22 protein-coding genes, 1 pseudogene and 1 other annotated feature are annotated in these 22,238 nt (G+C 57.0%); of the genes and pseudogenes, 17 read left to right on the top strand and 6 right to left on the bottom strand.

What is annotated here, in order from left to right:
• Positions 1-531: 531 nt before the first annotated feature.
• From clpB to rluD, 3 genes are all read right to left on the bottom strand, one after another.
• On the bottom strand, positions 532-3,105 hold the full coding sequence (gene clpB / locus ACJ8J1_RS21510; protein WP_025301647.1) for an ATP-dependent chaperone ClpB: 2,574 nt from the start codon (positions 3,103-3,105) through the stop codon (positions 532-534).
• Positions 3,106-3,235: 130 nt separating this feature from the next.
• Positions 3,236-3,967, bottom strand: coding sequence for a purine nucleoside phosphorylase YfiH (gene yfiH, locus ACJ8J1_RS21505; protein WP_033641938.1), 732 nt, complete (start codon positions 3,965-3,967; stop codon positions 3,236-3,238).
• A complete protein-coding gene (rluD, locus tag ACJ8J1_RS21500; protein WP_004932452.1) occupies positions 3,967-4,944 on the bottom strand; it encodes a 23S rRNA pseudouridine(1911/1915/1917) synthase RluD in 978 nt (325 codons plus the stop codon). The genes yfiH and rluD overlap by 1 nt, the downstream gene beginning before the upstream one ends.
• 131 nt (positions 4,945-5,075) lie before the next feature.
• On the opposite strand from rluD, the gene bamD reads away from it, so the two are divergent.
• From bamD to pheA, 4 genes are all read left to right on the top strand, one after another.
• Entirely contained in the window at positions 5,076-5,807 is a 732-nt protein-coding gene (gene bamD / locus ACJ8J1_RS21495) for an outer membrane protein assembly factor BamD (RefSeq protein ID WP_004932456.1), read from the top strand.
• A 312-nt stretch (positions 5,808-6,119) separates the two neighbouring features.
• The gene (gene raiA / locus ACJ8J1_RS21490) at positions 6,120-6,461 is read left to right on the top strand and encodes a ribosome-associated translation inhibitor RaiA (RefSeq protein ID WP_004932457.1); all 342 of its coding nucleotides are present in this window, start codon (positions 6,120-6,122) and stop codon (positions 6,459-6,461) included.
• A 122-nt stretch (positions 6,462-6,583) separates the two neighbouring features.
• Positions 6,584-6,710 (top strand) — a sequence feature (Phe leader region).
• Positions 6,585-6,632, top strand: a complete 48-nt coding sequence (locus tag ACJ8J1_RS21485; protein ID WP_101428074.1) for a hypothetical protein — start codon at positions 6,585-6,587, stop codon at positions 6,630-6,632. (Overlaps the previous feature by 48 nt.)
• Before the next feature lie 42 nt (positions 6,711-6,752).
• The gene (gene pheA / locus ACJ8J1_RS21480) at positions 6,753-7,910 is read left to right on the top strand and encodes a bifunctional chorismate mutase/prephenate dehydratase (RefSeq protein WP_033641936.1); all 1,158 of its coding nucleotides are present in this window, start codon (positions 6,753-6,755) and stop codon (positions 7,908-7,910) included.
• Between the two features lie 55 nt (positions 7,911-7,965).
• Here pheA and tyrA read toward each other — a convergent pair whose 3' ends face one another.
• A complete protein-coding gene (tyrA, locus tag ACJ8J1_RS21475; RefSeq protein WP_033641935.1) occupies positions 7,966-9,087 on the bottom strand; it encodes a bifunctional chorismate mutase/prephenate dehydrogenase in 1,122 nt (373 codons plus the stop codon).
• Positions 9,088-9,090: 3 nt separating this feature from the next.
• Positions 9,091-10,167, bottom strand: a complete 1,077-nt coding sequence (locus ACJ8J1_RS21470) for a 3-deoxy-7-phosphoheptulonate synthase (protein WP_033641934.1) — start codon at positions 10,165-10,167, stop codon at positions 9,091-9,093.
• 495 nt (positions 10,168-10,662) lie between these two features.
• On the opposite strand from ACJ8J1_RS21470, the gene ACJ8J1_RS21465 reads away from it, so the two are divergent.
• Positions 10,663-11,427 carry a DUF481 domain-containing protein gene (locus ACJ8J1_RS21465; protein ID WP_033641933.1) on the top strand — a complete coding sequence of 255 codons (765 nt, stop codon included), beginning with the start codon at positions 10,663-10,665 and terminating at the stop codon, positions 11,425-11,427.
• A gap of 46 nt (positions 11,428-11,473) precedes the next feature.
• On the opposite strand, the gene ACJ8J1_RS21460 is transcribed toward ACJ8J1_RS21465, so the two are convergent.
• Complete coding sequence (locus ACJ8J1_RS21460; protein WP_071991632.1) at positions 11,474-12,340, bottom strand: helix-turn-helix domain-containing protein; 867 nt, start codon at positions 12,338-12,340, stop codon at positions 11,474-11,476.
• A 272-nt stretch (positions 12,341-12,612) separates the two neighbouring features.
• Between ACJ8J1_RS21460 and ACJ8J1_RS21455 the strand changes: the two genes are divergently transcribed.
• The 12 genes and pseudogenes from ACJ8J1_RS21455 to ACJ8J1_RS21400 form a co-directional block, all read left to right on the top strand.
• Positions 12,613-12,918: a hypothetical protein gene (locus tag ACJ8J1_RS21455; protein ID WP_033641932.1), complete on the top strand. Its 306-nt coding sequence runs from the start codon at positions 12,613-12,615 to the stop codon at positions 12,916-12,918.
• A gap of 78 nt (positions 12,919-12,996) precedes the next feature.
• Positions 12,997-13,218, top strand: a complete 222-nt coding sequence (locus ACJ8J1_RS21450; RefSeq protein ID WP_033641931.1) for a TraR/DksA C4-type zinc finger protein — start codon at positions 12,997-12,999, stop codon at positions 13,216-13,218.
• The gene (locus ACJ8J1_RS21445) at positions 13,202-15,298 is read left to right on the top strand and encodes a replication endonuclease (protein ID WP_080273365.1); all 2,097 of its coding nucleotides are present in this window, start codon (positions 13,202-13,204) and stop codon (positions 15,296-15,298) included. Before ACJ8J1_RS21450 ends, ACJ8J1_RS21445 begins: the two co-directional genes overlap by 17 nt.
• A 63-nt stretch (positions 15,299-15,361) precedes the next feature.
• Positions 15,362-15,556 (top strand): hypothetical protein, encoded by a 195-nt coding sequence (locus tag ACJ8J1_RS21440; RefSeq protein WP_033641930.1) that lies wholly within the window; start codon positions 15,362-15,364, stop codon positions 15,554-15,556.
• Positions 15,557-15,747: 191 nt separating this feature from the next.
• A complete protein-coding gene (locus tag ACJ8J1_RS21435; protein ID WP_033641929.1) occupies positions 15,748-15,951 on the top strand; it encodes a tail protein X in 204 nt (67 codons plus the stop codon).
• A 3-nt stretch (positions 15,952-15,954) separates the two neighbouring features.
• Entirely contained in the window at positions 15,955-16,173 is a 219-nt protein-coding gene (locus tag ACJ8J1_RS21430; protein WP_033641928.1) for an HP1 family phage holin, read from the top strand.
• The gene (locus ACJ8J1_RS21425; RefSeq protein WP_033641927.1) at positions 16,157-16,669 is read left to right on the top strand and encodes a lysozyme; all 513 of its coding nucleotides are present in this window, start codon (positions 16,157-16,159) and stop codon (positions 16,667-16,669) included. The genes ACJ8J1_RS21430 and ACJ8J1_RS21425 overlap by 17 nt, the downstream gene beginning before the upstream one ends.
• A 53-nt stretch (positions 16,670-16,722) precedes the next feature.
• Positions 16,723-17,187 (top strand): phage tail protein, encoded by a 465-nt coding sequence (locus ACJ8J1_RS21420; protein WP_033641926.1) that lies wholly within the window; start codon positions 16,723-16,725, stop codon positions 17,185-17,187.
• Between the two features lie 85 nt (positions 17,188-17,272).
• A complete protein-coding gene (locus ACJ8J1_RS21415) occupies positions 17,273-17,908 on the top strand; it encodes a phage baseplate assembly protein V (protein WP_033641925.1) in 636 nt (211 codons plus the stop codon).
• Positions 17,905-18,255 carry a GPW/gp25 family protein gene (locus tag ACJ8J1_RS21410; protein ID WP_033641924.1) on the top strand — a complete coding sequence of 117 codons (351 nt, stop codon included), beginning with the start codon at positions 17,905-17,907 and terminating at the stop codon, positions 18,253-18,255. The genes ACJ8J1_RS21415 and ACJ8J1_RS21410 overlap by 4 nt, the downstream gene beginning before the upstream one ends.
• A 4-nt stretch (positions 18,256-18,259) precedes the next feature.
• Entirely contained in the window at positions 18,260-19,168 is a 909-nt protein-coding gene (locus tag ACJ8J1_RS21405; protein WP_033641923.1) for a baseplate assembly protein, read from the top strand.
• Positions 19,161-19,682: pseudogene (locus ACJ8J1_RS21400) on the top strand (phage tail protein I); the annotation flags it as partial. The gene ACJ8J1_RS21405 and the pseudogene ACJ8J1_RS21400, both read left to right, overlap by 8 nt.
• Positions 19,683-22,238: the final 2,556 nt, after the last annotated feature.

Here is a 22,238-nt window from a genome sequence, read left to right as displayed (position 1 = left end):
ATGATCAAACTCTTCAATTAAAAGCTTGATTTGCTTCCACTCGAGAAGCGATGCTCAAAGATTTACTGCATGAATTTTACTTCAGTTAGTCACTCTTCAAGACTTGATATTTTTTTGCATCCGAAGATGCCGGATATCGTCTTGTGGAGTGCCCACACAGATTGTCTGATAAATTGTTAAAGAGCAGTGCCGAGAAACTCATCGGCGCGGGCTGCGCATATTACGCTTTTCACCCGGAGAGTCAAGCGTTTATTTCGCTTTCTTCTCGCTGACCCGGCGGCTTGTCAGTCGTTGTTCCCGGTCAGTGGAGGCGCATTATAGGGAGTTCTCGGCGGGCCGCAACCCCTAAATGCAAAAAACTTTTCAAGCGTTCAAATAATCACCAAAAACACCTTTTTAGGATGTTTATTAGTCAGAAAATACCGGTTTTAGCACAGTAATAGCGGCAAACCCTGTAAACAGGGACAAACGAAGGTAAAGAAAAGGGAGCGGTCACCCGCTCCCTTTCATCTTTATTATCCTTAATTGCCGTTATTGTCGGGCAACGATATGGTCGTTTTCCACATCCAGCGTTACCAGCTTGCCGGGGATCAGCTTGCCGGACAGGATTTGCTGCGCCAGCGGGTTCTCGATTTCCTGCTGAATAGCGCGTTTCAACGGGCGTGCGCCATATACAGGGTCGTAGCCGGTTTTGCTTAACAGCGCCAGGGCCGGTTCGGTCATGGTCACTTCGTAACCGCGCTCTTCCAAACGCTTGTACAGACGCGACAACTGAATCTTGGCGATCGCGGCGATGTGTTTCTCGCCCAGCGGGTGGAACACCACCACTTCGTCGATACGGTTGATGAACTCTGGACGGAAGTGGTGACTCACCATCTCCATCACCGACTCTTTCATCTGCGCGTAGTTCATCTGACCGAAATGCTCCTGGATCAGATCGGAACCCAGGTTGGACGTCATGATCACCACGGTATTGCGGAAATCGACGGTGCGGCCTTGACCATCGGTCAGGCGGCCGTCATCCAACACCTGCAACAGAATATTGAACACGTCCGGGTGCGCTTTCTCGACTTCATCCAGCAGAATCACCGAATAAGGCCGGCGACGTACGGCTTCCGTCAGGTAGCCGCCCTCTTCATAACCGACATAGCCCGGAGGCGCGCCGACCAGACGCGAAACGGAGTGTTTCTCCATAAACTCGGACATATCGATACGCACCATGGCGTCGTCGCTGTCGAACAGGAACGAAGCCAGCGCCTTGCAAAGCTCGGTTTTCCCTACCCCGGTCGGACCGAGGAACAGGAACGAACCGATCGGTCGGTTAGGATCGGACAACCCCGCACGGCTGCGGCGGATCGCATTGGAGACTGCGCTGACCGCTTCGTCCTGGCCAATCACTCGCGAATGCAGTTCTTGTTCCAGGCGCAGCAGCTTGTCGCGCTCGCCTTCCAGCATTCTTGCGACCGGGATCCCGGTGGCACGCGCCAGCACTTCGGCAATCTCCGCATCGGTCACCCGGTTGCGCAACAGCTTCATGCTCTTGCCTTCGGCCTGCGTGGCGGCGGCGAGCTGTTTTTCCAGCTCAGGGATTTTGCCGTACTGCAGTTCCGACATCCGCCCCAGATCGCCGACGCGACGCGCCTGCTCCAGGGTGATTTTGGCCTGCTCGAGTTCTGCCTTGATATTCTGGGTGCCGGAGAGCGACGCTTTTTCCGCTTTCCACTCTTCTTCCAGCTCCGAGTATTCGCGCTCTTTCTGCCCCAGCTCATCGCTCAGCATGTCCAGGCGTTTCTTGCTGGCGTCGTCAGACTCTTTATTCAGCGCCTGCTGTTCCAGTTTCAATTGGATGATGCGGCGCTCAAGCCTGTCGAGCGACTCCGGCTTGGAGTCCATCTGCATGCGAATGCTGGACGCCGCTTCGTCGATAAGGTCAATAGCCTTGTCCGGCAATTGACGATCGGCGATATAGCGGTGCGAAAGCGTTGCCGCCGCCACAATGGCCGGGTCGGTTATCTGCACGTGGTGGTGCAGTTCGTAACGCTCTTTCAGGCCGCGCAGAATAGCAATGGTGTCTTCCACGCTCGGCTCCGCCACATATACTTTCTGGAAACGACGTTCGAGCGCCGCATCCTTCTCTATATATTGACGGTATTCATCCAGCGTGGTGGCACCAACGCAGTGCAGCTCGCCGCGCGCCAGCGCCGGCTTCAGCATGTTGCCTGCGTCCATCGCACCATCCGCCTTACCGGCGCCGACCATGGTGTGCAGTTCGTCGATAAACAGGATAACGCTGCCTTCCTGCTTGGCCAGATCGTTGAGCACGCCTTTCAGACGCTCTTCAAACTCGCCGCGATATTTGGCGCCGGCGATCAAGGCGCCCATATCGAGGGACAATACGCGCTTGTGCTTCAGTCCTTCCGGCACTTCGCCGTTAATGATGCGCTGCGCCAAGCCTTCGACGATGGCGGTTTTACCTACGCCAGGCTCGCCGATCAACACCGGGTTGTTTTTGGTACGGCGTTGCAGCACCTGAATGGTGCGACGGATCTCTTCGTCACGGCCGATCACCGGGTCAAGTTTGCCCTGCTCAGCACGTTCGGTCAGATCGATAGTGTATTTCTTCAATGCCTGCCGTTGGTCTTCGGCGCCTTGGTCTTCCACGCTGTCACCGCCTCTCATTTGTTCAATGGCTTTGCTGATTTTATCGGCCGTCGCGCCGGCCGCTTTCAACAAGTCGGTCAACGAGCCGCGGTCTTCCAGCACCGCAAGCACAAACAGCTCGGAAGAAATGAATTTGTCCGCACGCTTTTGCGCCAGCTTGTCGCACAGGTTCAGAACGCGCACCAACTCGTGGGACGGTTGAACGTCGCCACCGGTGCCTTCTACCTGCGGTAAACGGGACAGCGCCTGTTCGATCTCGGTGCGTACACGCCCGGCATCGATACCTGCGGAAGTTAATAGTGGACGAACCGTGCCCCCTTCCTGATTGAGCAGGGCGCTCATCAGATGTAGCGGTTCAATAAACTGGTTGTCGTGCCCAAGGGCTAGTGACTGGGCATCGGCGAGGGCAAGCTGGAATTTGTTGGTAAGACGATCCAGACGCATAACACCTCCAAGATGGGTCGAAATTGCTACTGGAGATTAAATGAGGTCATCCCTCAAATTTTCAAGGTTATCTCGACGCTAAATTTTCGGTACAACGCCATGCGTCGTTGGATCGTCCTAATTCAATAGGTTATATCAGCCAGATTAAACTTGCCAGACGTCCGGTTATTCCATCGCGTCGATAGGAGAAAAAATGGCTCATTTCGTTAACCGTACAGCGGTCGCCGCCATAAATGGCCTGAACGCCCGCACGCAACAAGCGTTGGCGAGCCAGCAAGTAGATATTAGCCAAAAACTTATCGCCATGCGGGGTAAATGCCGCTGCGGCCTCAGCGTCTTCCGCCATGAAAGCGGCGCGCACCTCCGGCCCGACCTCGAACTGCTGCGGGCCGATCGCCGGCCCCAGCCAGGCGCTGATTTGGCCCGGTGCGGCGCTGAACGCCGCCACGGTTTGCTCCAGCACGCCGTGGCATAGCCCACGCCAACCGGCGTGAGCGGCGGCCACTTCGTCGCCTTGCTGCGAGCAGAACAGCACCGGCAGACAATCCGCCGTCATCACTGCGCACACCTGACCCGGCACGTTGCTGTACACCGCATCCGCCCGCAGATCGGCGGGCGCTTGTCCCGTCAACGTCACCACGCGAGTGCCGTGCACCTGCTCGAGCCATACCGGCATCTGCGGCAAGCCGGCGGCGGTAACCAACCTTTCCCGATTGCGCTTCACCGCTTGCGCCTCGTCGCCCACGTGAGCGCCGAGGTTCAGCGAGTCATAAGGTGGCAGGCTGACGCCACCATCGCGCGTGGTGCTGCAAGCTTTAACGCCGGGAGGCAACGGCCAGTCGGGCAGAATGAGCGAGCGCATTACCAGTCCATCTGATCTTTGAATTCTTCGGTGTCCGCCTTCAGCGCGTTGATCAGATCAACCATGTCCTGCGGCAGCGGCGCATGCCACTCCATCTGGATGCCGCTGATCGGGTGATACAAACGCAGCATGGTAGCGTGCAGCGCCTGGCGGTCAAAGCCGCGCAGCGTGTTGATGAAGGCCTCCGAAGCGCCTTTCGGCGGACGCGGACGGCCGCCGTACAGCGGATCGCCCACCAGCGGATGGCTAATGTAAGCCATGTGCACGCGGATCTGGTGAGTACGGCCGGTTTCCAGGCGCAGGCGCAGACGAGTGTGCGCGCGGAAGTGCTCCATAATGCGATAGTGCGTCACCGCCGGCTTACCCATCGGGTGCACCGCCATGTGAGTGCGCTTGGTGGAATGGCGCGCGATGGGTTCTTCTACCGTACCGCCTGCCGTCATGGTGCCGATCGCCACCGCTTCGTATTCACGGGTGATTTCGCGTGCCTGCAGCGCCTCCACCAGCCGGGTTTGCGCCGGCACGGTTTTCGCCACCACCATCAGGCCGGTGGTGTCTTTATCCAGACGGTGCACGATGCCGGCACGCGGCACGTCGGCGATTTCCGGGTAGTGATGCAGCAGCGCATTGAGCACCGTGCCGTCCGGGTTACCGGCGCCAGGGTGCACCACCAAATCGCGCGGCTTGTTGATCACCAGGATATCGCTGTCTTCATAGACGATATCCAGCGCGATATCCTGCGGCTCCCAACGCGCTTCTTCTTCTATCTGTGCATCGATGGCGACTGTCTCTCCGCCCAGCACCTTCTCTTTCGGTTTGTTTGACGTTTTGCCATTGACCTTCACCCGATCGCCCAGGATCCACTCTTTTATGCGAGATCGTGAATAATCAGGGAACAATTCGGCCAAAGCCTGATCTAAACGTTGTCCGAGTTGAGATTCGGCCACCGTTGCGGTGAGTTGTACTTGTTGTGCCATATGCAGCTTCTTCGTTAACGTTGGGTTTTCACGGCGATGCCGTTTAATATAATGTGCTATTGTACCTGGTCTTTGTCGGGAGCTTAACGGACAGTCTCCCGGAATAACACCCTGAGGATAATCAAAACGTCATGACGCGTATGAAATATCTGGTGGCGGCAGCCACGTTGAGCCTGGCGCTGGCAGGTTGCTCCACATCCAAGGATGCGGTTCCCGACAACCCGCCTTCGGAAATCTATGCTACCGCGCAGCAAAAACTGCAGGACGGTAACTTCAAGGGCGCGATTACGCAACTCGAAGCGTTAGATAACCGCTATCCTTTCGGGCCGTATTCCCAGCAGGTCCAGCTGGATTTGATTTACGCCTATTATAAGGCTGCCGACTTGCCAATGGCTCAGGCATCCATCGATCGCTTCATGCGCCTGAATCCGACGCACCCGAACATCGATTACGTGATGTACATGCGCGGCCTGACCGACATGGCGCTTGATGACAGCGCGCTGCAGGGCTTCTTCGGGGTTGACCGTTCGGACCGCGATCCTCAGCACGCTCGCGCTGCGTTCCGCGACTTCAGCCAGTTGATTCAGCAATACCCGAACAGCCAATACGCGACCGACGCCAACAAGCGTTTGGTGTATCTGAAAGATCGTTTGGCCAAGTATGAGCTTTCGGTGGCGGAATACTACACTAAACGTGGTGCTTACGTCGCGGTCGTTAATCGCGCCGAGCAGATGTTGCGTGAATTCCCGGATACCAAAGCGACGCATGACGTGTTGCCGCTGATGGAAAATGCCTACAAGCAGCTGCAGCTGAACGGCCAGGCTGACAAAGTGGCCAAAGTGATCGCCGCCAACCCACAATAAGCGCGCGTCGGCACCGGCAGAAAAACCAAACGGCAGCCAAGGCTGCCGTTTTCATTGGCGTCGACCTGGTTTTTACTGGAAAAATACACAAGTAAAAACACGGTGTTAGCTAGCGCTCCTCACCGGTCAACTCATCGATAATGCGCCATCCGGCGGCAACTCTCAAGCATTAGATAGCCAATTCAAATGCTGAATCACAGATTGAACTAACTTTGCAAAAAGTGACAAAAAATCGTGATTTACATCACGCATTTAAACAAAAAGCGGGGTATGCTGGATTCACCAAGACGGAAAGACAGAGAGGTAAGTTATATGACATTGAACATTACCAGCAAACAAATGGATATCACTCCCGCAATCCGCAATCACGTCGAAGACCGTCTCACCAAACTGGAAAAATGGCAGACCCAGCTGATTAACCCGCATATCGTCTTATCCAAAGAGCCGCAAGGGTTTGTCGCCGACGCTACCATTACTACGCCTAACGGCCCGCTGGTCGCCAGCGCCAAACATGATGACATGTATACCGCCGTTAACGAGCTGATCGCCAAACTGGAGCGCCAGTTGAACAAAGTGCAGCACAAAGGCGAAGCGCGCCGCTGCAATGCCAGCGTGAAAGACATTGTGCCGGAAGTCACGCAAGAGCAGGAATAACCGTCCGACAGCGATTGCCGCATCAAACGCGCCCGAGGGCGCGTTTTTTGTCGGGTATTTTTGTTGACGGGGTAAAAGCCAGCGGTTACTTTAAAACCTGTTCGCATTAACCTTAGGTAGACCATGCCACGCACACCGTTTTTCTTCGCATTCTTTTTTACCTTCCCCTGACTGGGAGGCGTTTCGTCGTGTGAGAAAGAATGCGAAGACGAACAACAAGGCCTCCTGGAAACAGGGGGCTTTTTTTATGGCTGTTTTACAACGAATAAGAACTGAAGGCGGAAGCTGATTATGACTGACAACCCGTTATTGGTGCTGCGCGAGCGCATCAGCGCACTGGACTTGAAACTGTTGGCCTTGCTGGCGGAACGCCGTGAGCTGGCGATCGAAGTCGGCAAGACCAAGCTGCACTCTCACCGCCCGATCCGTGACAAAGAGCGCGAACGCGATCTGCTGGATGCGCTGATCGCCGCCGCCAAGCCTTACGACCTGGACGGTTTCTACGTCACCCGCCTGTTCCAACTGATCATTGAAGACTCCGTTCTGACCCAGCAGGCGCTGTTGCAGCACCAGCTCAACCCCGTCAGCCAGCATTCCGCCCGCATCGCTTTCCTCGGCCCGAAAGGCTCTTATTCACATCTGGCGGCACGCCAATACGCTGCCCGCCACTTCGATCGGCTGATCGAATGCGGCTGCCAGAAGTTTCAGGATATTTTCGCCCAGGTGGAAACCGGCCAGGCGGACTACGCGATTTTGCCGATCGAGAACACCAGCTCCGGTTCGATAAACGAGGTCTACGATCTGCTGCAACACACCAGCCTGTCGATCGTCGGCGAACTGACTAACCCTATCAACCACTGCGTTCTGATCGCCGGCGACAGCGATCTGAGCCAGATAGAAACCGTCTACAGCCATCCGCAGCCGTTCCAACAGTGCAGCCAGTTCCTTAACCGCTTCCCGCACTGGAAAATCGAATACACTGAAAGCACGGCGGCCGCGATGGAGAAAGTCGCCAAGCTGAATTCACCGAAGGTGGCTGCACTGGGCAGCGAGGCCGGCGGCGCGCTGTACGGGCTGCAGGTGCTGGAACACAATCTCGCCAACCAGCAGCAAAACATCACTCGCTTCATCGTCCTGGCGCGCAAAGCGATCGATGTCTCCGAACAGGTGCCGGCAAAAACCACGCTGATCATGGCGACCGGCCAACAATCCGGCGCGCTGGTCGAAGCGCTGCTGGTATTGCGCGATAACGGCATCATCATGACCAAGCTGGAATCACGTCCGATCAACGGCAATCCGTGGGAGGAGATGTTCTATATCGATGTGCAGGCCAACCTGCGCGCCGAGGCGATGCAAAAAGCGCTGCGCGATCTGGCGCCGATCACCCGCTCGCTGAAGGTGCTGGGCTGTTACCCAAGCGACACCGTGGTGCCGGTCAACCCATCCTGAAACCGTAAAAAAGGGTTCGGCCAAGCCGAACCCTTTATGTTTACTGCCCGCAGTTTTACTGCCGGCTGTCGTTAGCCTGCCGCAACAGCGTGCGGCTCTCCACCAGGAAGCGCTGGGCGTAATCGCCGAACCAATGCTCTACCTTGCGGAAGCTCTCGATAAACGCCTGTTTGTCGCCATGCTCCAACAGCTTTATCGCCTCGCCGAAGCGCTGGTAGTAACGCTTAATCAGCGCCACGTTTTCTTCCGACGACATAATGATATCGGCGTACAGCTGCGGATCCTGCGCGAACAGGCGGCCAACCATCGCCAGCTCCAGCCGGTAGATTGGCGAAGAGAGCGCCAGCAGTTGCTCCAGTTGCACGTTCTCTTCCGCCAGGTGCAGCCCGTAGGCGAAGGTAGCGAAGTGCCGCAGCGCCTGAATAAACGCCATATTCTGATCGTGCTCGGCCGCGCTGATGCGATGCAGCCGCGCGCCCCACACCTGCAACTGTTCAAGCAGCCACTGATACGCCTCCGGCTGGCGGCCGTCGCAGTAGACCACCACCTGCTTGGCCACGCTGCCCACGTCCGGGCCGAACATCGGATGCAGACCGACCACCGGGCCGCTGTGCGCCGCCAACATCGCGTGCAAAGGCCGGTTCTTCACCGACGCCAGATCCACCAGAATACAATCGGCAGGCAGCGTCGGCAGGCGGCTTATCACCTGCTCGGTCACGTGGATCGGCACGCTGACGATCACCATGCCGGCATCCGCCAACAGCTGCTCCGCCTGCGGCCAATCTTCCTGATCCAACACCCTGACCTGATAACCCGACAGCGTCAGCAAGCGATTGAACAACCTGCCCATTTGACCGTTGCCGCCGATAATGACGATCGGCCGCAGCTGCGGGCACAGGGTTTTAAAGCCCTTATCGTTCTCGCTGACGTAAGACTCCCGCATCACGCGGCGCAACACATCTTCGATCAGATCCGGCGGCACGCCGAGATTTTCCGCCTCCCGGCGGCGCGATGCCAGCATCGCGGCTTCGCGCTCCGGTACGTAAACCGGCAGGCCATGACGGCTTTTGACTTCGCCCACTTCCGCTACCAGATGCAGGCGTTTCGCCAGCAGATCCAGCAGCGCTTTATCCACCTCATCGATTTGATCGCGCAGCGCGGTCAGTTCTGCCACCATAACTTACTTTTCTCCCGTGCGGGCCGTCAGCGCAGCGCCGAGTTCCTGATGCATATGGCGCAACAGGGTTTCCGTACTCTCCCAGTTGATGCAGGCGTCGGTGACGGACACACCGTAACGCATGTCTGCACGCGGCTGTTCGGAAGACTGATTGCCCTCATGCAGATGGCTCTCCAGCATAATGCCGGTGATTGAGCGGTTACCCGCCTTGATCTGCTCCACCACGGACTCGGCAACCGCCGGCTGACGGCGATAGTCTTTATTCGAGTTGCCATGGCTGCAATCTATCATCAAGGACGGGTGGAGTCCCGCCTCAAGCATCTGTTTTTCACAGGCCGCAACGTGCTCAGCGCTGTAGTTCGGAGTTTTGCCGCCGCGCAGGATCACGTGCCCATCCGGGTTGCCCTGAGTCTGCAGCAGGCAAACCTGGCCTGCCTGGTTAATGCCGACGAAGCGATGCGGCATGGCAGCGGCGCGCATGGCGTTGATGGCGGTACCCAGGCTGCCGTCGGTGCCGTTTTTGAACCCGACCGGCATCGACAGGCCGGATGCCATTTCTCGGTGGGTCTGAGATTCGGTGGTACGCGCGCCGATCGCCGACCAGCTGAACAAATCGCCCAGGTACTGCGGGCTGTTCGGATCCAACGCTTCGGTAGCCAACGGCAAGCCCATGCCCACCAGATCCAGCAACAGGCGACGCGCGATATGCAAGCCTGCTTCAACGTCAAACGAACCGTCCATGTACGGATCGTTGATCAAACCTTTCCAGCCGACAGTGGTTCTGGGTTTTTCAAAATAGACGCGCATAACGATATACAGCTGATCGCTCAAGTCAGCCGCCAGAGTTTTCAAACGACGGGCGTAGTCCAGCGCCGCATCCGGATCGTGGATCGAACAAGGCCCGCACACCACCAACAGGCGATGATCGCGCCCCTGCAAAATGTTGGCGATGGTGTTACGCGAGGTGGCGATTTCATTTTCGTCGTCGGCGCTGAGCGGGAACTGGTTCTTCAGCTCCTCCGGCGTGATGAGAACCTGTTCTGCACTGATGTGTACGTTATTGAGCGCGTCTTTTTGCATGATGCTATTCCTGTCGTTTGGCGTTATGCGTTGAAATGGAACATTGAGCGTTTCAGGGGTCTACCCTATCACGATATGTAAAGTTTTCAATCCATTTTCCGTAAATAAAAGATTACCGTCATTATCTTGCTTAAACCACCTTTGAGTCAGGGTTGAAAAAATTGTTTTAAATACAACAAATACAACCAATTAAACAAATAATAAACCCATCACCACGCTATAACCCCTCATGCCTAACAAAGCCAATGAATGTAAACATATTTGTACATTAAATTTTACAGCGAGGATGCACGGCCCATCTCGGCACCGACGGTCGGGCGAAGCAGGATCAGCACGAAATGCCGTCGAAAGCGATGAATTTAAGTAGAAGAAAAGCGAATAAATGAGGGATAAAAATTAAAAACTTAAGCTAATGGCGGCTATTTTTGTCGCCGAAATGAACCGATATAATGTGACCGTCATCAACAATAATCACCCTTAACAACTGGATCCAAGATGCTCTCTTCCCGCGCTCGTCGCGCTTTTCCGCTGTATATTTGCTGCTTAACGACTTTCACCAGTGTTTCAGCCCTTGCCGACAATACGCTTTTCACCGCGATGGACGATCCGGCCACCGCCAAGAAACCGTTCGAAGGCAACGTGCAGGCGGGCTACAACGCCCAGTCCGGCAACTCGCAGAGTTCCACTCTGTTGGCCAACACCAACATGACCTGGTTCAACACCGACGCGGCGTACAGCCTGTGGGGGGCGGCCAACAACACCACCTCTTCCAACGTGCGCTCGTCCGAAAAGTATCAGGCCGGCGGCCGTACGCGCTATAACCTGACCGATCGCAACTACCTGTTCGGCCAGGCCAGCTGGCTGAGCGACCGTTTCAACGGTTACGACTCACGCTCCACGCTGACCAGCGGCTATGGCCGTCAAATCCTCAACGGGCCGCTCAGCGACCTGCGGGTGGAATTCGGTCCCGGCGTGCGCCATGACGAATACCATGGCGGCGGCCGCTCGACCAAAGGGCTGGCCTATGGCGCGGCCAACTATTCCTATCAGCTCACCGACAACACCAAGTTCATTCAGGGCGTCTCCGCACTGGCGAACGAAGAAACCACGCTGAACTCGGAAAGCGCGTTGAACGTGGCGATCAACGATCGCTTTTCACTGCGCGTAGCTTACACTGTGACCTACAACAGCAAGCCACCGGCCTCTGCGCCGAAGAACACCGACACGACAACCTCGGTCACGCTGGTCTACGGCCTGTAACCTGCCCGCCCATGATTTCTCGAAGCCCATCATCGATGGGCTTTTTTTATGCCTGCGGCGTCAACGTTAACCAGACCATGCCAAGCGCTTTCAATGCATCCGGAGAACATTGAAAGTCGACGTTGCCGCCGCTGACCCGCACCTGGTTACCCGGTAAACGCGCTATATCGTATACGTCCAGGTTACCGTCGATGTCCACCAGCCAGCGGCCATTGGCGATATGCGTAACGGCCAGATCCACCAGCCAGGATACGCGCCCGCCATCAACATAAGCCGGCTGAGCCACGCCGTCAGGAATCAAAGAACAGTCTGCCGACCACTGCCCCCCCTCTTTCAACTGCCCGGCGAGCAGGCGATATTTCGGTATCGTGCGAACTCCGGATACCGGAACCGCCGATGCGGCATCACCCCACATCTCCCCCTGGCCCGTCGCCAGCCACAGCAGCGAGACGCCTGTATCCAGAGCACAGGTCACCACGATATCGCCGGGGAAGTAGTTGCGGCGGACCCAGGTGCTCATCGTGCCTGAAGAGATACCCAGCAGGTCGCCCAATTCTTTTTGCAGATTGAAACCGTAAGCATCCAAAATGCGGCGCAATACCCCTTTCCCGCCGGAAGCCAAAACGCGATCGTAAAGCGCTTTACCTTGCGCAGATGACGCAGGCTTGCGATTTACTTTTGAATTTGCAAGTTCACCAGTCATCAGCCAGGCCAGGTCTGCTCCCGTAGTTAACGCGCAGTTGATAATGACATATCCGGGAACACTACCCCGCTGTTGCCAACTACTGATGTTATTCGGCGCTATCCCAAGGATTTCACTCAATTCCTTCTGCGTGCCAACGCCATAAGATGAAAGAACTCTCTCAATTACCGCTCCCACGGAGGTGTTGTTGTTTGTTGCATCTTCACGCATATCATCACCGATTAAAAATTAAATTCGCATTTACAAGTCGCATTTTGCGATTTAAAGTACCATCAATTCGCCGTCACTCGGCATGTCGATCGCTTTAGTTAAGATGATGCGACATGGGTAATGAAAATGCAAATACCGCAAGGCGACAAAAATCTTGCGTAATCACTTTGTTTACAGCGTGTTTACTCAAGTTTTCGCCTTTAAACGACGGATAACCAAACCTTGCTTTTGCGAGTATTCATCCATCATCAAATTCAGATAAGGAGGCTGTCATGCTACTGGCCAGCGAGGAGCAACGGGCTATCGGCCTGCGGCGTATTGCTGAAATCCGCCGCACACTGTTTGCCCGGCAACCCAACCATGCCGAAGAGATTTACGACACGGCGCCGCTGCACCTGCGCCATACGTTTTGCTTCCACGCCGGGCTGACTGAACGCTATGTGTGGTTAAAGTTTCACGAAATGGGTTATGCCGAACGGCGGAAAATCGTCGCGGCACTCAATGAACTCATCTCGCTCAGTCAATCGTTGCCGCGCTATATCAGCGAAACAGACTGTCTGTTAACCCCAAAAAAATAACCTTTCGAATCAAGCTGGCGTGCAACCCGCCGGGCACCGCTCGGCCCAAATTCACCCTATTAAATACTGGAAAATATTATGGCTGATACTATTGATATGGCGCAGGAGCGCCAGGCATTGATGCTCGAGAAACAAATTGCGTATGCCAGGCCGGTTGCCACAGCGCCCTCGGCGTTCTGCTGTGCCGATTGTGACGCGGCGATTCCTGTGGCGAGACGCATCGCGATTCCCGGCGTCAGCCGCTGCGTGACCTGCCAGCAGCTATCAGAAGCCAAGCAACGTCATGTCGCTCGCCGTTAAAAATAGGCCGGCGGAGCATCTGCCGGTCAACGTCTCTGCCATACAACACGCAGCGTACGGTGATTACGCCTATCCATGGAATGCCCCACGACGTGCGATAGGACGCGAAGCGGCGCTGAATCGCGACCAACTGCGCCAATGGCAAGCGATACTGCAGTGCATTCATGACCTGCCTTATTATTTGCGCACGCCGTTCCTTGAGCGCCACCGCCAACTGCTCAGCCAGAAGGGAGCCTACGCCGCCTGGCATTATCTGGTGCGAGTTTTCCATCGGCGGATATGGCCACGCATTCAGCAGGTAAATAATAATTTCGGTTTGGATCAACGCAAATCACTGCACTTTGGCAGCGAAGCGGACAGCTATAGCGCACTGCCCGCGCTGGGCGATAAAGCGCTGGAGCAGTTGGCGCGGCGTATCGGGGGCCAACTTTCTGCGCTCTACCAGAGTGAATGTGACGCCTTGCTGGCGAAGCACGGCAATAATGCAGAGATCCTGCTACACGCGGATATACAGCGCCGCCTCTATCGCCAAATCGCCACGATGGCCCGCGCCTTCAATATCCAGCCCATGCACTGGCGCTGTTATCGTAAAGGCAAGTTGGACAGCGAGCGGGCAATTGCGGCGCTGTCGCGCCTGACCGACGATCGCTGGTGGCTGCGGCGTCTCAAAATGCAACGCATGCAGTGGCGCGAGGCGCTGCAAATCGCGATAGGCAACGTCCGCAACAACACGTCACCTTATGCCAGCAGACAGGCCCTTCACGATGTCAAGGCTCGGCGTCAATCGAACCTCGATTATCTTCACCGTTGCGAGCTGGAAAACGTCGCCACGGGCGAGCGCGCCGATCTTATGGATAAAGTGCTCGGCAGCATCGCCAATCCCGCCATTCGTCGTATGGAGTTGATGAATACCCTCGCCGGTATAGAAACCTACGCCACTCGCAACGGCCACTGCGGGTTGTTTATCACGTTGACGACGCCGGCACGCTTTCACCCTATCCAGCATGTCGGCACACGAGGCAAAATGCGCTTCAATACACGCTGGCAAGGACAAGCCCTAACACCGAAGGATGGCCAGCGTTATCTGGTTGCCCAGTGGGGGAAAATGCGAACCGCCTTCAAGGATCGCCGTCTGCAGGTCTACGGTATGCGAGTGGTTGAGCCTCATCATGACGGCACGCCGCACTGGCATCTGATGATGTTCACTCCACAAATGCAACGTCAGGCAGTGCTTGACATCATGCAGCGTTATGCGCTGCAACAGGATGCAGCAGAACCTGGCGCCCAACAACATCGTTTCCAGAGCAAACACCTCAACCGGGGTGGCGCAACCGCCTATCTGGCCAAATATGTCGCAAAAAACCTCGATGGATATGCATTGGAGGAAGAGCTCGATCGCGAAACCGGCGCCCCGCTGAGCGATACCGCCCGCGCGGTCAGCGCCTGGGCCGCCACCTGGCGCATCCCCCAGTTTCATCCCTTCGGCCTGCCCGGTCTCGGGGTCTACCGCGAATGTCGACGTATTCGCGGCCAAAACCTGACGCCGCAGTTTGACGCCGGCACCGAAGCCGTGCGCGCCGCTGCCGACGCCGGCGACTTTGCCGGTTACATACAGGCGCAAGGCGGCGCCAATGTGCCACGCAGCCACCAGTGGGTGCGTGTCGCGCGCGAAGCCTCAGAAACCCGGAACGCTTATGACGAGCCCGTCACAAAAGTTGTCGGCATTTATGCACCGCATTTGGGAATTGAGCGGGTATACCGAACGCGCACCGTGCAATGGCGGATCGTCGCTAAAACACTCGCCGCCGCGACGCCTTGGAGTTCTGGCAATAACTGTGGAACGCGCGCTCTTTACTTGCCGCCGGCACCCGCGCCGTCGGCTCGTTTGACGCCGCCACAGCGGCAGCATTGTCTGAATATTGCCCGCAAACTTCGAGGTATTGGCATAGAACCGCAACGCTGGCAGTTGGAGGTTCTCGCACGCGGCGGCAAAATTCATTTTGACGGCCTCCTTGTACAATTTCCGCTAATCAATGATTGGCCGTATTTTTACTGCACAAATGATAAGTCCAACCATTGACGCCTTTAGCGTTTTGCTTAATACTGTATAAATACACAGTATAATCAAGAGAGGGCAAAAACAGTGGAAATTATGGATAAACAACAAGTAACACTGTCCCGCATCCAATTCATCGCCGATGTTTCACAGGCTGCGCAATGCAGTGCCTCCGAGTTTCTGATCGCCATGTCGCTGATCTCCGATTTGGCCAGTCAGGTGCTGCCGAACAATGATTATCAAGAAATATTTTATCCCGCTGACGAACACCCCCCCTGCTAATCCCTCCAGCCAAACGTTTTTCATCCCCCCGCCGCCGGCGGGGTTTTTATTTCTGCCGGCGGCACTTTTGCGCCTCAGTTGTGCCATCTCATCCACAACCCCCTCGCGTTGCCCCTCCCTCCCACGCGCGCGAAACTGAAGATATCCGGGGCCACAGCCCTCTCTCCCAACGCTATCGCAGGATGGTAATGATGAAAATTTATGCACAACAAGGTGACACCATTGATGCGATTTGCTGGCGCTACTACGGCAGCACGCAACGCCAGGTGGAACAAGTCTATCTGGCTAACCGTGGCCTCGCCGATCTGGGGCCCCTGCTGCCGCACGGTCAACCGGTGGAATTGCCGGACCTGCCTGCGGCGGCCCAACGAGAAACCGTCAAATTGTGGGATTAAGCGATGGAGAAACTCACTTCAACCCTTGCCTATTTCGTCGCGGCTTGCCTGGCCTGGTTAGGGAGCCACTCTGCACAGGACATTGCCATCCTGGTCGGCGCCGCAGTCGGCGTCGGTACCTTTGCAGTGAATTGGTACTACCGGCGTAAAAGCTACCAGTTGCTGAAATCGCTAAAAAAAAACGGCCTGAAACGCGGAGTCTACGATGAGCTCACTCGCTAAACGCTGCAGCGTGGCGGCTATTTTAACCCTCGCTGCCCTGCTGCCTCAGTTCAATACGCTGAAAACCTCTGAGCAAGGTTTGCGCCTGATCGCCGATTTCGAAGGCTGCCGGCTTTCACCCTACCAATGCAGTGCCGGCGTCTGGACCAACGGCATCGGCCACACCGCCGGCGTGAAGCCGGGCGCCGTCATCAACGAACGCCAGGCGGCCGCCCATTTGATCGACGATGTACGCGCCGTAGAGCGCGGCCTCGCGCGCTGTATGGATGTCAAGATGCCGCAGCCGGTTTACGACGCCGTCAGCGCTTTCGCTTTCAACGTCGGCGTCAACGCCGCCTGCAATTCAACGCTGGCCACCTTTGTCAAACGTCGTCAGTGGCAGGCGGCTTGCGATCAACTGCCTCGTTGGATTTATGTCAACGGCGTCAAAAACAAAGGACTGGAGCGCCGCCGCACGGCCGAACGTGCGCTATGTCTGAGCGGCATCTCACGCTGATCGTTTTTCAACAAACGCCCACTCAAACCGCTCCCTTTTTCAGGAGATACATCATGTTAAAACCCGAACAGCTCCGTGCCGCACTGTTCAATGCCATTCCCGTATTGCAGCAAAACCCCGAACGATTGCGCCTTGGCATTGCTAACGGCCGCGTGATCTCAACGCTCGCCCCCTCGCTGTCCTTCGAATATCGCTATCAGCTCAATCTGGCGCTGGATGGGCCGTCAGCTGACGACGACCGGGTCATGGTCGCCGTACTGGCCTGGCTGCGCAGCCACCAACCAGACCTTCTTGCCAATCCGGACAAGCGTAAAAATGATTTTTCGTTTCAGAGGGATATAGACACGCCGAACCAGTTGATATTGCAGCTGCAACTCACCGAACGCATCCGGGTGGAACTGCGCGATGGCGCATTGCATATCACCCCGCTGGCTGAACCTCCCGAACCGGAGAACATCGTTCGCTTCACCCAGGTTTATCTACACGGAGAGTTACTCAGCGAATTTGGTCAGCCGTAGCGCCCTACAGGCAGCTTCGGTTGTGCCGGCGGCAGCCAAACGCCGTCGCGTTGTCCCCCTTTTCATCCAGCGGCATTCTTGAGACATGAACACAGACAACTTCGATATTCAGCGCCTGGTGCGCAACCTGATACGGATCGGGACCGTCAGCGAGCTCGACCTGGAACGCGGGCGCTGCCGCGTCGCCACCGGCGGCAATCTTACCGACTGGCTCAACTGGCTGACCGGACGGGCCGGCGACGCACGCAGCTGGTGGGCGCCCAGCATTGGTGAACAGGTCTTGGTGCTGTCACTTGGCGGGGAACTTGAAACCGCTTTCGTGTTGCCCGGCGTATTTTCCGATGCTCACCCCGCACCGTCGGCCTCAGCACAGGCGGCGCATATCGCTTTTCCTGACGGTGCAGTGCTCGAATACGAGCCGGCTACCGGGGCGCTTAAGGCCGTCGGCATAAAAAGCGCCACCATTGAAGCCGCCGAGCGGATCACTCTGACGGCGCCAAACATCACCTGTATCGCCAGCGGAAAAATTACGCTGGACGCTCCCGAAGTGGAGTGTACCCAGCAACTCACTACCGGCACCATCGCCATCCATCAGGGCGGCTCGATGACCGGCGATCTCAATCACACCGGTGGCAGCATCAGCTCTAACGGCATTGTGGTGCATACCCACACCCACGGTGGAGTGCAAAACGGCGGAGGCCAAACGGACAAACCAGCATGAACAACGCGAAATTTCTTGGCATGAATCGCGGCAACGGCCGCGCAATCGCCGATCTCGAGCACATTCGCCAGTCGGTGAGCGACATCCTGATTACGCCTATCGGCTCACGCGTCATGCGCCGCAGCTACGGTTCGTTGCTGTCCGAGTTGCTGGATCAGCCGCAAAACGACGTTCTGCGATTGCAAATGATGGCGGCCTGCTACAGCGCACTGCTGCAGTGGGAACCACGCATTCGGTTGACGGGCATCAGTTGCAACACCACCTTTGACGGAAAAATGGTGGTCGACATTACCGGCAACCGCACAGATACGCCGGATGCCTTTTCTCTTTCTATTTCAGTGAGCTGACACCATGGCAACCATTGACCTGAGTTTATTACCCGCCCCGACGGTGGTGGATCCTCTCGATTACGAATCGCTGCTGGCCGATCGCAAGGCCACGCTGATTTCCCTTTACCCGGAAGAGCAGCGCGAAGCCATCGCCCGCACATTGGCGCTGGAATCGGAGCCGATCGTCAAACTGTTGCAAGAAAATGCTTACCGCGAACTGCTGTTACGCCAGCGCGTGAATGAAGCCGCAAAGGCCGTGATGCTGGGTTATGCCAGCGGCAGCGACCTCGACCAACTGGGCGCAAACTTCCAGGTGCGACGCCTGGTGGTGCAACAGCCGGATGACAGCGTCATCCCGCCCTTGCCGGCGGTCATGGAATCGGATAGCGATTTCCGCGTGCGCATCCAGCAGGCATTCGAAGGCTTAAGCGTGGCTGGATCCAGTGGCTCTTACGAGTATCACGGTCGTTCCGCCGATGGCCGGGTCGCCGACGTTTCCGCAATAAGTCCGAGTCCGGCCAACGTGCTGATTTCCGTACTGTCACGCGAAGGAGACGGTACCGCCAGCGCCGAACTGGTGGCGATCGTCGATAAAGCGTTGAACGATGAAGATGTGCGCCCGGTGGCCGATCGCGTCACCGTCCGCTCTGCCAACATCATCAGCTACAACATCGATGCCGTACTGTACCTCTACCCTGGCCCTGAAGCAGAACCGGTGCGTCGCGCTGCCGAAGCCAAACTGAAAAATTACATCAGCGCCCAGCACCGTTTAGGCCGTGACATTCGCTTGTCGGCAATCTACGCCGCACTGCATGCCGAAGGGGTGCAACGCGTTGAATTGAAGACCCCGCAGGCCGACATCGTATTGGACAAAACCCAGGCGTCACATTGCGCTTCTTATCGTCTGACGGTGGGAGGCTCCGATGAGTAACCGTCTGCTGCCGGTCGGCTCTTCCCCGCTGGAGGTCGCGGCTGCGGCCGCCTGTGCCGAACTGGCCGCCATGCCGGTGCCGCTGCGCGATCTGTGGGATCCAGCCACCTGTCCGGTCAATCTGCTGCCGTACCTGGCCTGGGCCTTCTCGGTCGATCATTGGGATGAAACCTGGACGGAAGATGCCAAACGCAGCGTCGTAGCCGCCGCTTTCTTCATCCACCGTCACAAGGGCACCATCGGCGCTATTCGCCGCGTGGTGGAACCGTTGGGTTACCTGATCAAACTGCGCGAGTGGTGGGAAACCAACGGTGAGCCCGGCACCTTTACGCTGGATATCGGCGTGTTGGAGAACGGTATCACCGAAGAGATGTATCTGGAAATGGAGCGGATGATCGCCGATGCCAAGCCGGTCAGCCGCCATCTGACAGGCCTGGCGCTGAACCTCGAAGCCGCTGGCGCAATCGACGTCGCCGGCGGTCAATATGATGGAGAGCTTACTACCGTGTACCCCGACTATGCCAGTCTCGCCCTGCAAATGCTGGAGGGACATTACCAATTCTTGCAACGCAATACCGGCACCACGCTGGACTCGACTCAGCAACACTTCGTGTTCAACGACGAACATGTTTTGGCCGATTCCCGTCATGAACGCGAGCTGTCGCGCATGGCGGGGCTGCCGAACGACGCCACCACCGAAGGACAGGCTCTGCAGATCCTTGGCTATGCCCATGCGTATCTGGCGACCGGAGAACAAAAATATTTGGATCAGGCCATCGCCTGTTTTGACGCCTATGTGACCTACTTTTACGACGGTGCGCCGATCCCTGACAGCCCTCAACGCTGGATCGCCAACTGGATCGTCAACGCCAAAGAGCCAGTGCCCGCCAATTGGCCGGTCGATACGAGGGATCCGACGCATAGCGGTTTCAAAGGTATTCCGCTAACGTTCAACAAGGGCCGTACGCAGATCCCTCACGGCGCGCCCTACTGGGGTGAATATCTCGATATCGCTACTTTCGCCTTCGACGGCGCGCTGGCCTGGGATGCCGTCAACGCCCAGGTGCGCGCGGTCAATGCCGCCGGTGAAATCGACTGGAATAACGCCGGTACACGCTATGACGTGGACTGGATCATCAATTGGCAGGGTTACCAGATCGGCGCCGACGGCGAGATCCTGGCCAAAGGGCTGCCCGCTGAACAAATCGGTACGGTGCAATTAAAAGACGCCACGCTCGGCGGCAATCACAAGCTGAATTTCGCCAATCGCCAACCGGTCGAACACGGCGGCGTGTTAATCGAACGCAATCAGGTACAGCATAACCGTCCGCTGCATGTGCCGGTCCCGCACAACGCCATGGGCAACGCGGCCGATGCCGAGCTGTGGTTTGCCGACGCCTGCTATCTGCTACACAGCATCACCGGCGAGCAGCGCTATTTCAACGCCTGGAAAAGCGTTGAATTCACCGCGATGGAATATACCGATATTGATGCGCAGGATAAGTTCTTTCGCCAGAGCCGCAGCGCCAATACGCCGTTTACCGACGGCATCTCCTACGATTGGTCATACCCTTCCGGTGCGCCGGTAAGCTACGGCCGCAGCGCCGAAGGCATGATCACCATTCGCAAAGAGATAGCATCGCAACAATCGCTGGAACAACAGGCAATCTGGTTCCGCATTAATCGCCAGTCAAAAATCCGCACCTGCTTTGGCGGCGTCGACGATCAGAATCAGCCGATCTCCTGCAAAATACAGCTGTCTATAGCACCGGAAAAAAACGCGGCGAGCACCACGGAATGGGGCATCGGTCTGCCGCAGTCGCTCCAACCTCAGGTAAAAACTTACGACATCGCGCTCAGCAGCCTGGCGGCGCTGACGAAAGAAGACGGCAGCGACTATCTGCTGGCCGATCTGCGCGCAGTGACCGACTACGGCGGTTGCGCGATCGCCAGCCAATTTGAGGAACAGGTTTACGACAGCCGCAGCGCGACAGTGATCCAAGCCCGTTTCCCCAATGACGACGCCGGCATGGTGATCGGCGCCTGGTTGACCGCAGAGGAAAGTTTCCCCGTTACGCAGTTGGTCTATCGCGCGGACGCCGACTTCAACCTGCGGCTCGAAGATGATGACAAATGGCGCTGGTATTGGATGCTGCCCGCCACCGGCGGCAAATGGCAAATCGCAAATTTCGCCCCGCAAGCGGCTACGCTGAGCGGCTATCAGCCGGACCATCAGGATGTCGAGCCCAAACCGGCTGCACCTCGCTTCAGCCGCGTCAAGCAAGTAACCATTCTGCAAGACGGAAATGTACCGGACGCCACGTTCAGCTACTACGTACTGAACGACATTCCACCGACGCTCAACGCCGATGACGGCTACACGATCCGCTATCGCATCACGTTCCAGGCGGCACACCCCTACACCGCGCTGTTGGGAGACTGCACCCTCCTGAATCACCGCCGCGACGGCCTGTTCTGTACGCCGGGCGTCATGCCGTTCTCCAACATTTATCAGGCGGACAGCCAACAGTTCGATGGTTGGCACGGCATGCCTTATCCGGGCTACCAGTACCCGTTCATTTTCGTGCACGCCGCCGCCGATCCCGACGGGGTGATGCTCAACAACATGGTCGAGTTTCTGTGGCAGTCGCAGCAGTGGTATCAGCAGCAATTCGGCGTGCTGGGCCCCAGCGCATCGGCCTATATCTGGAACCGTTGGGACAATCTGAGTTACGGTCCGGCGGATACCTGGACCATGTATCACTGGGGTGACGGCACGGCCTGGTCCGGCTATCAGCCACGCGCCTTCTTCGGTGCCGCGCGCGCCTGGCTCGAGTTACAGCAGGCGAGCAAAACGCCACCGCTCAAGCTGGTGGAATATGTCGAAAACTGGCTGCGCTGGCTGATTGATTTTACCAATGACGCCGGCGGTGTCACGCCGACCGATTTCCCGATGGCCGGCCTGCCGCAGCCCGATGCACAGGATTTTACCGGCCACATGTGCGGCCTGTGGCTGGCTGGCGCGGTGCTGGCAAGAATGGCCGGCAGTGAAATTGAGGGCCTCGAACAC

The organism is Serratia sp. CY37869 (genome assembly GCF_052168895.1).
In the GTDB taxonomy this organism is placed as follows: domain Bacteria; phylum Pseudomonadota; class Gammaproteobacteria; order Enterobacterales; family Enterobacteriaceae; genus Serratia; species Serratia ureilytica.
This window is presented reverse-complemented; position numbering and strand designations above follow the sequence as displayed.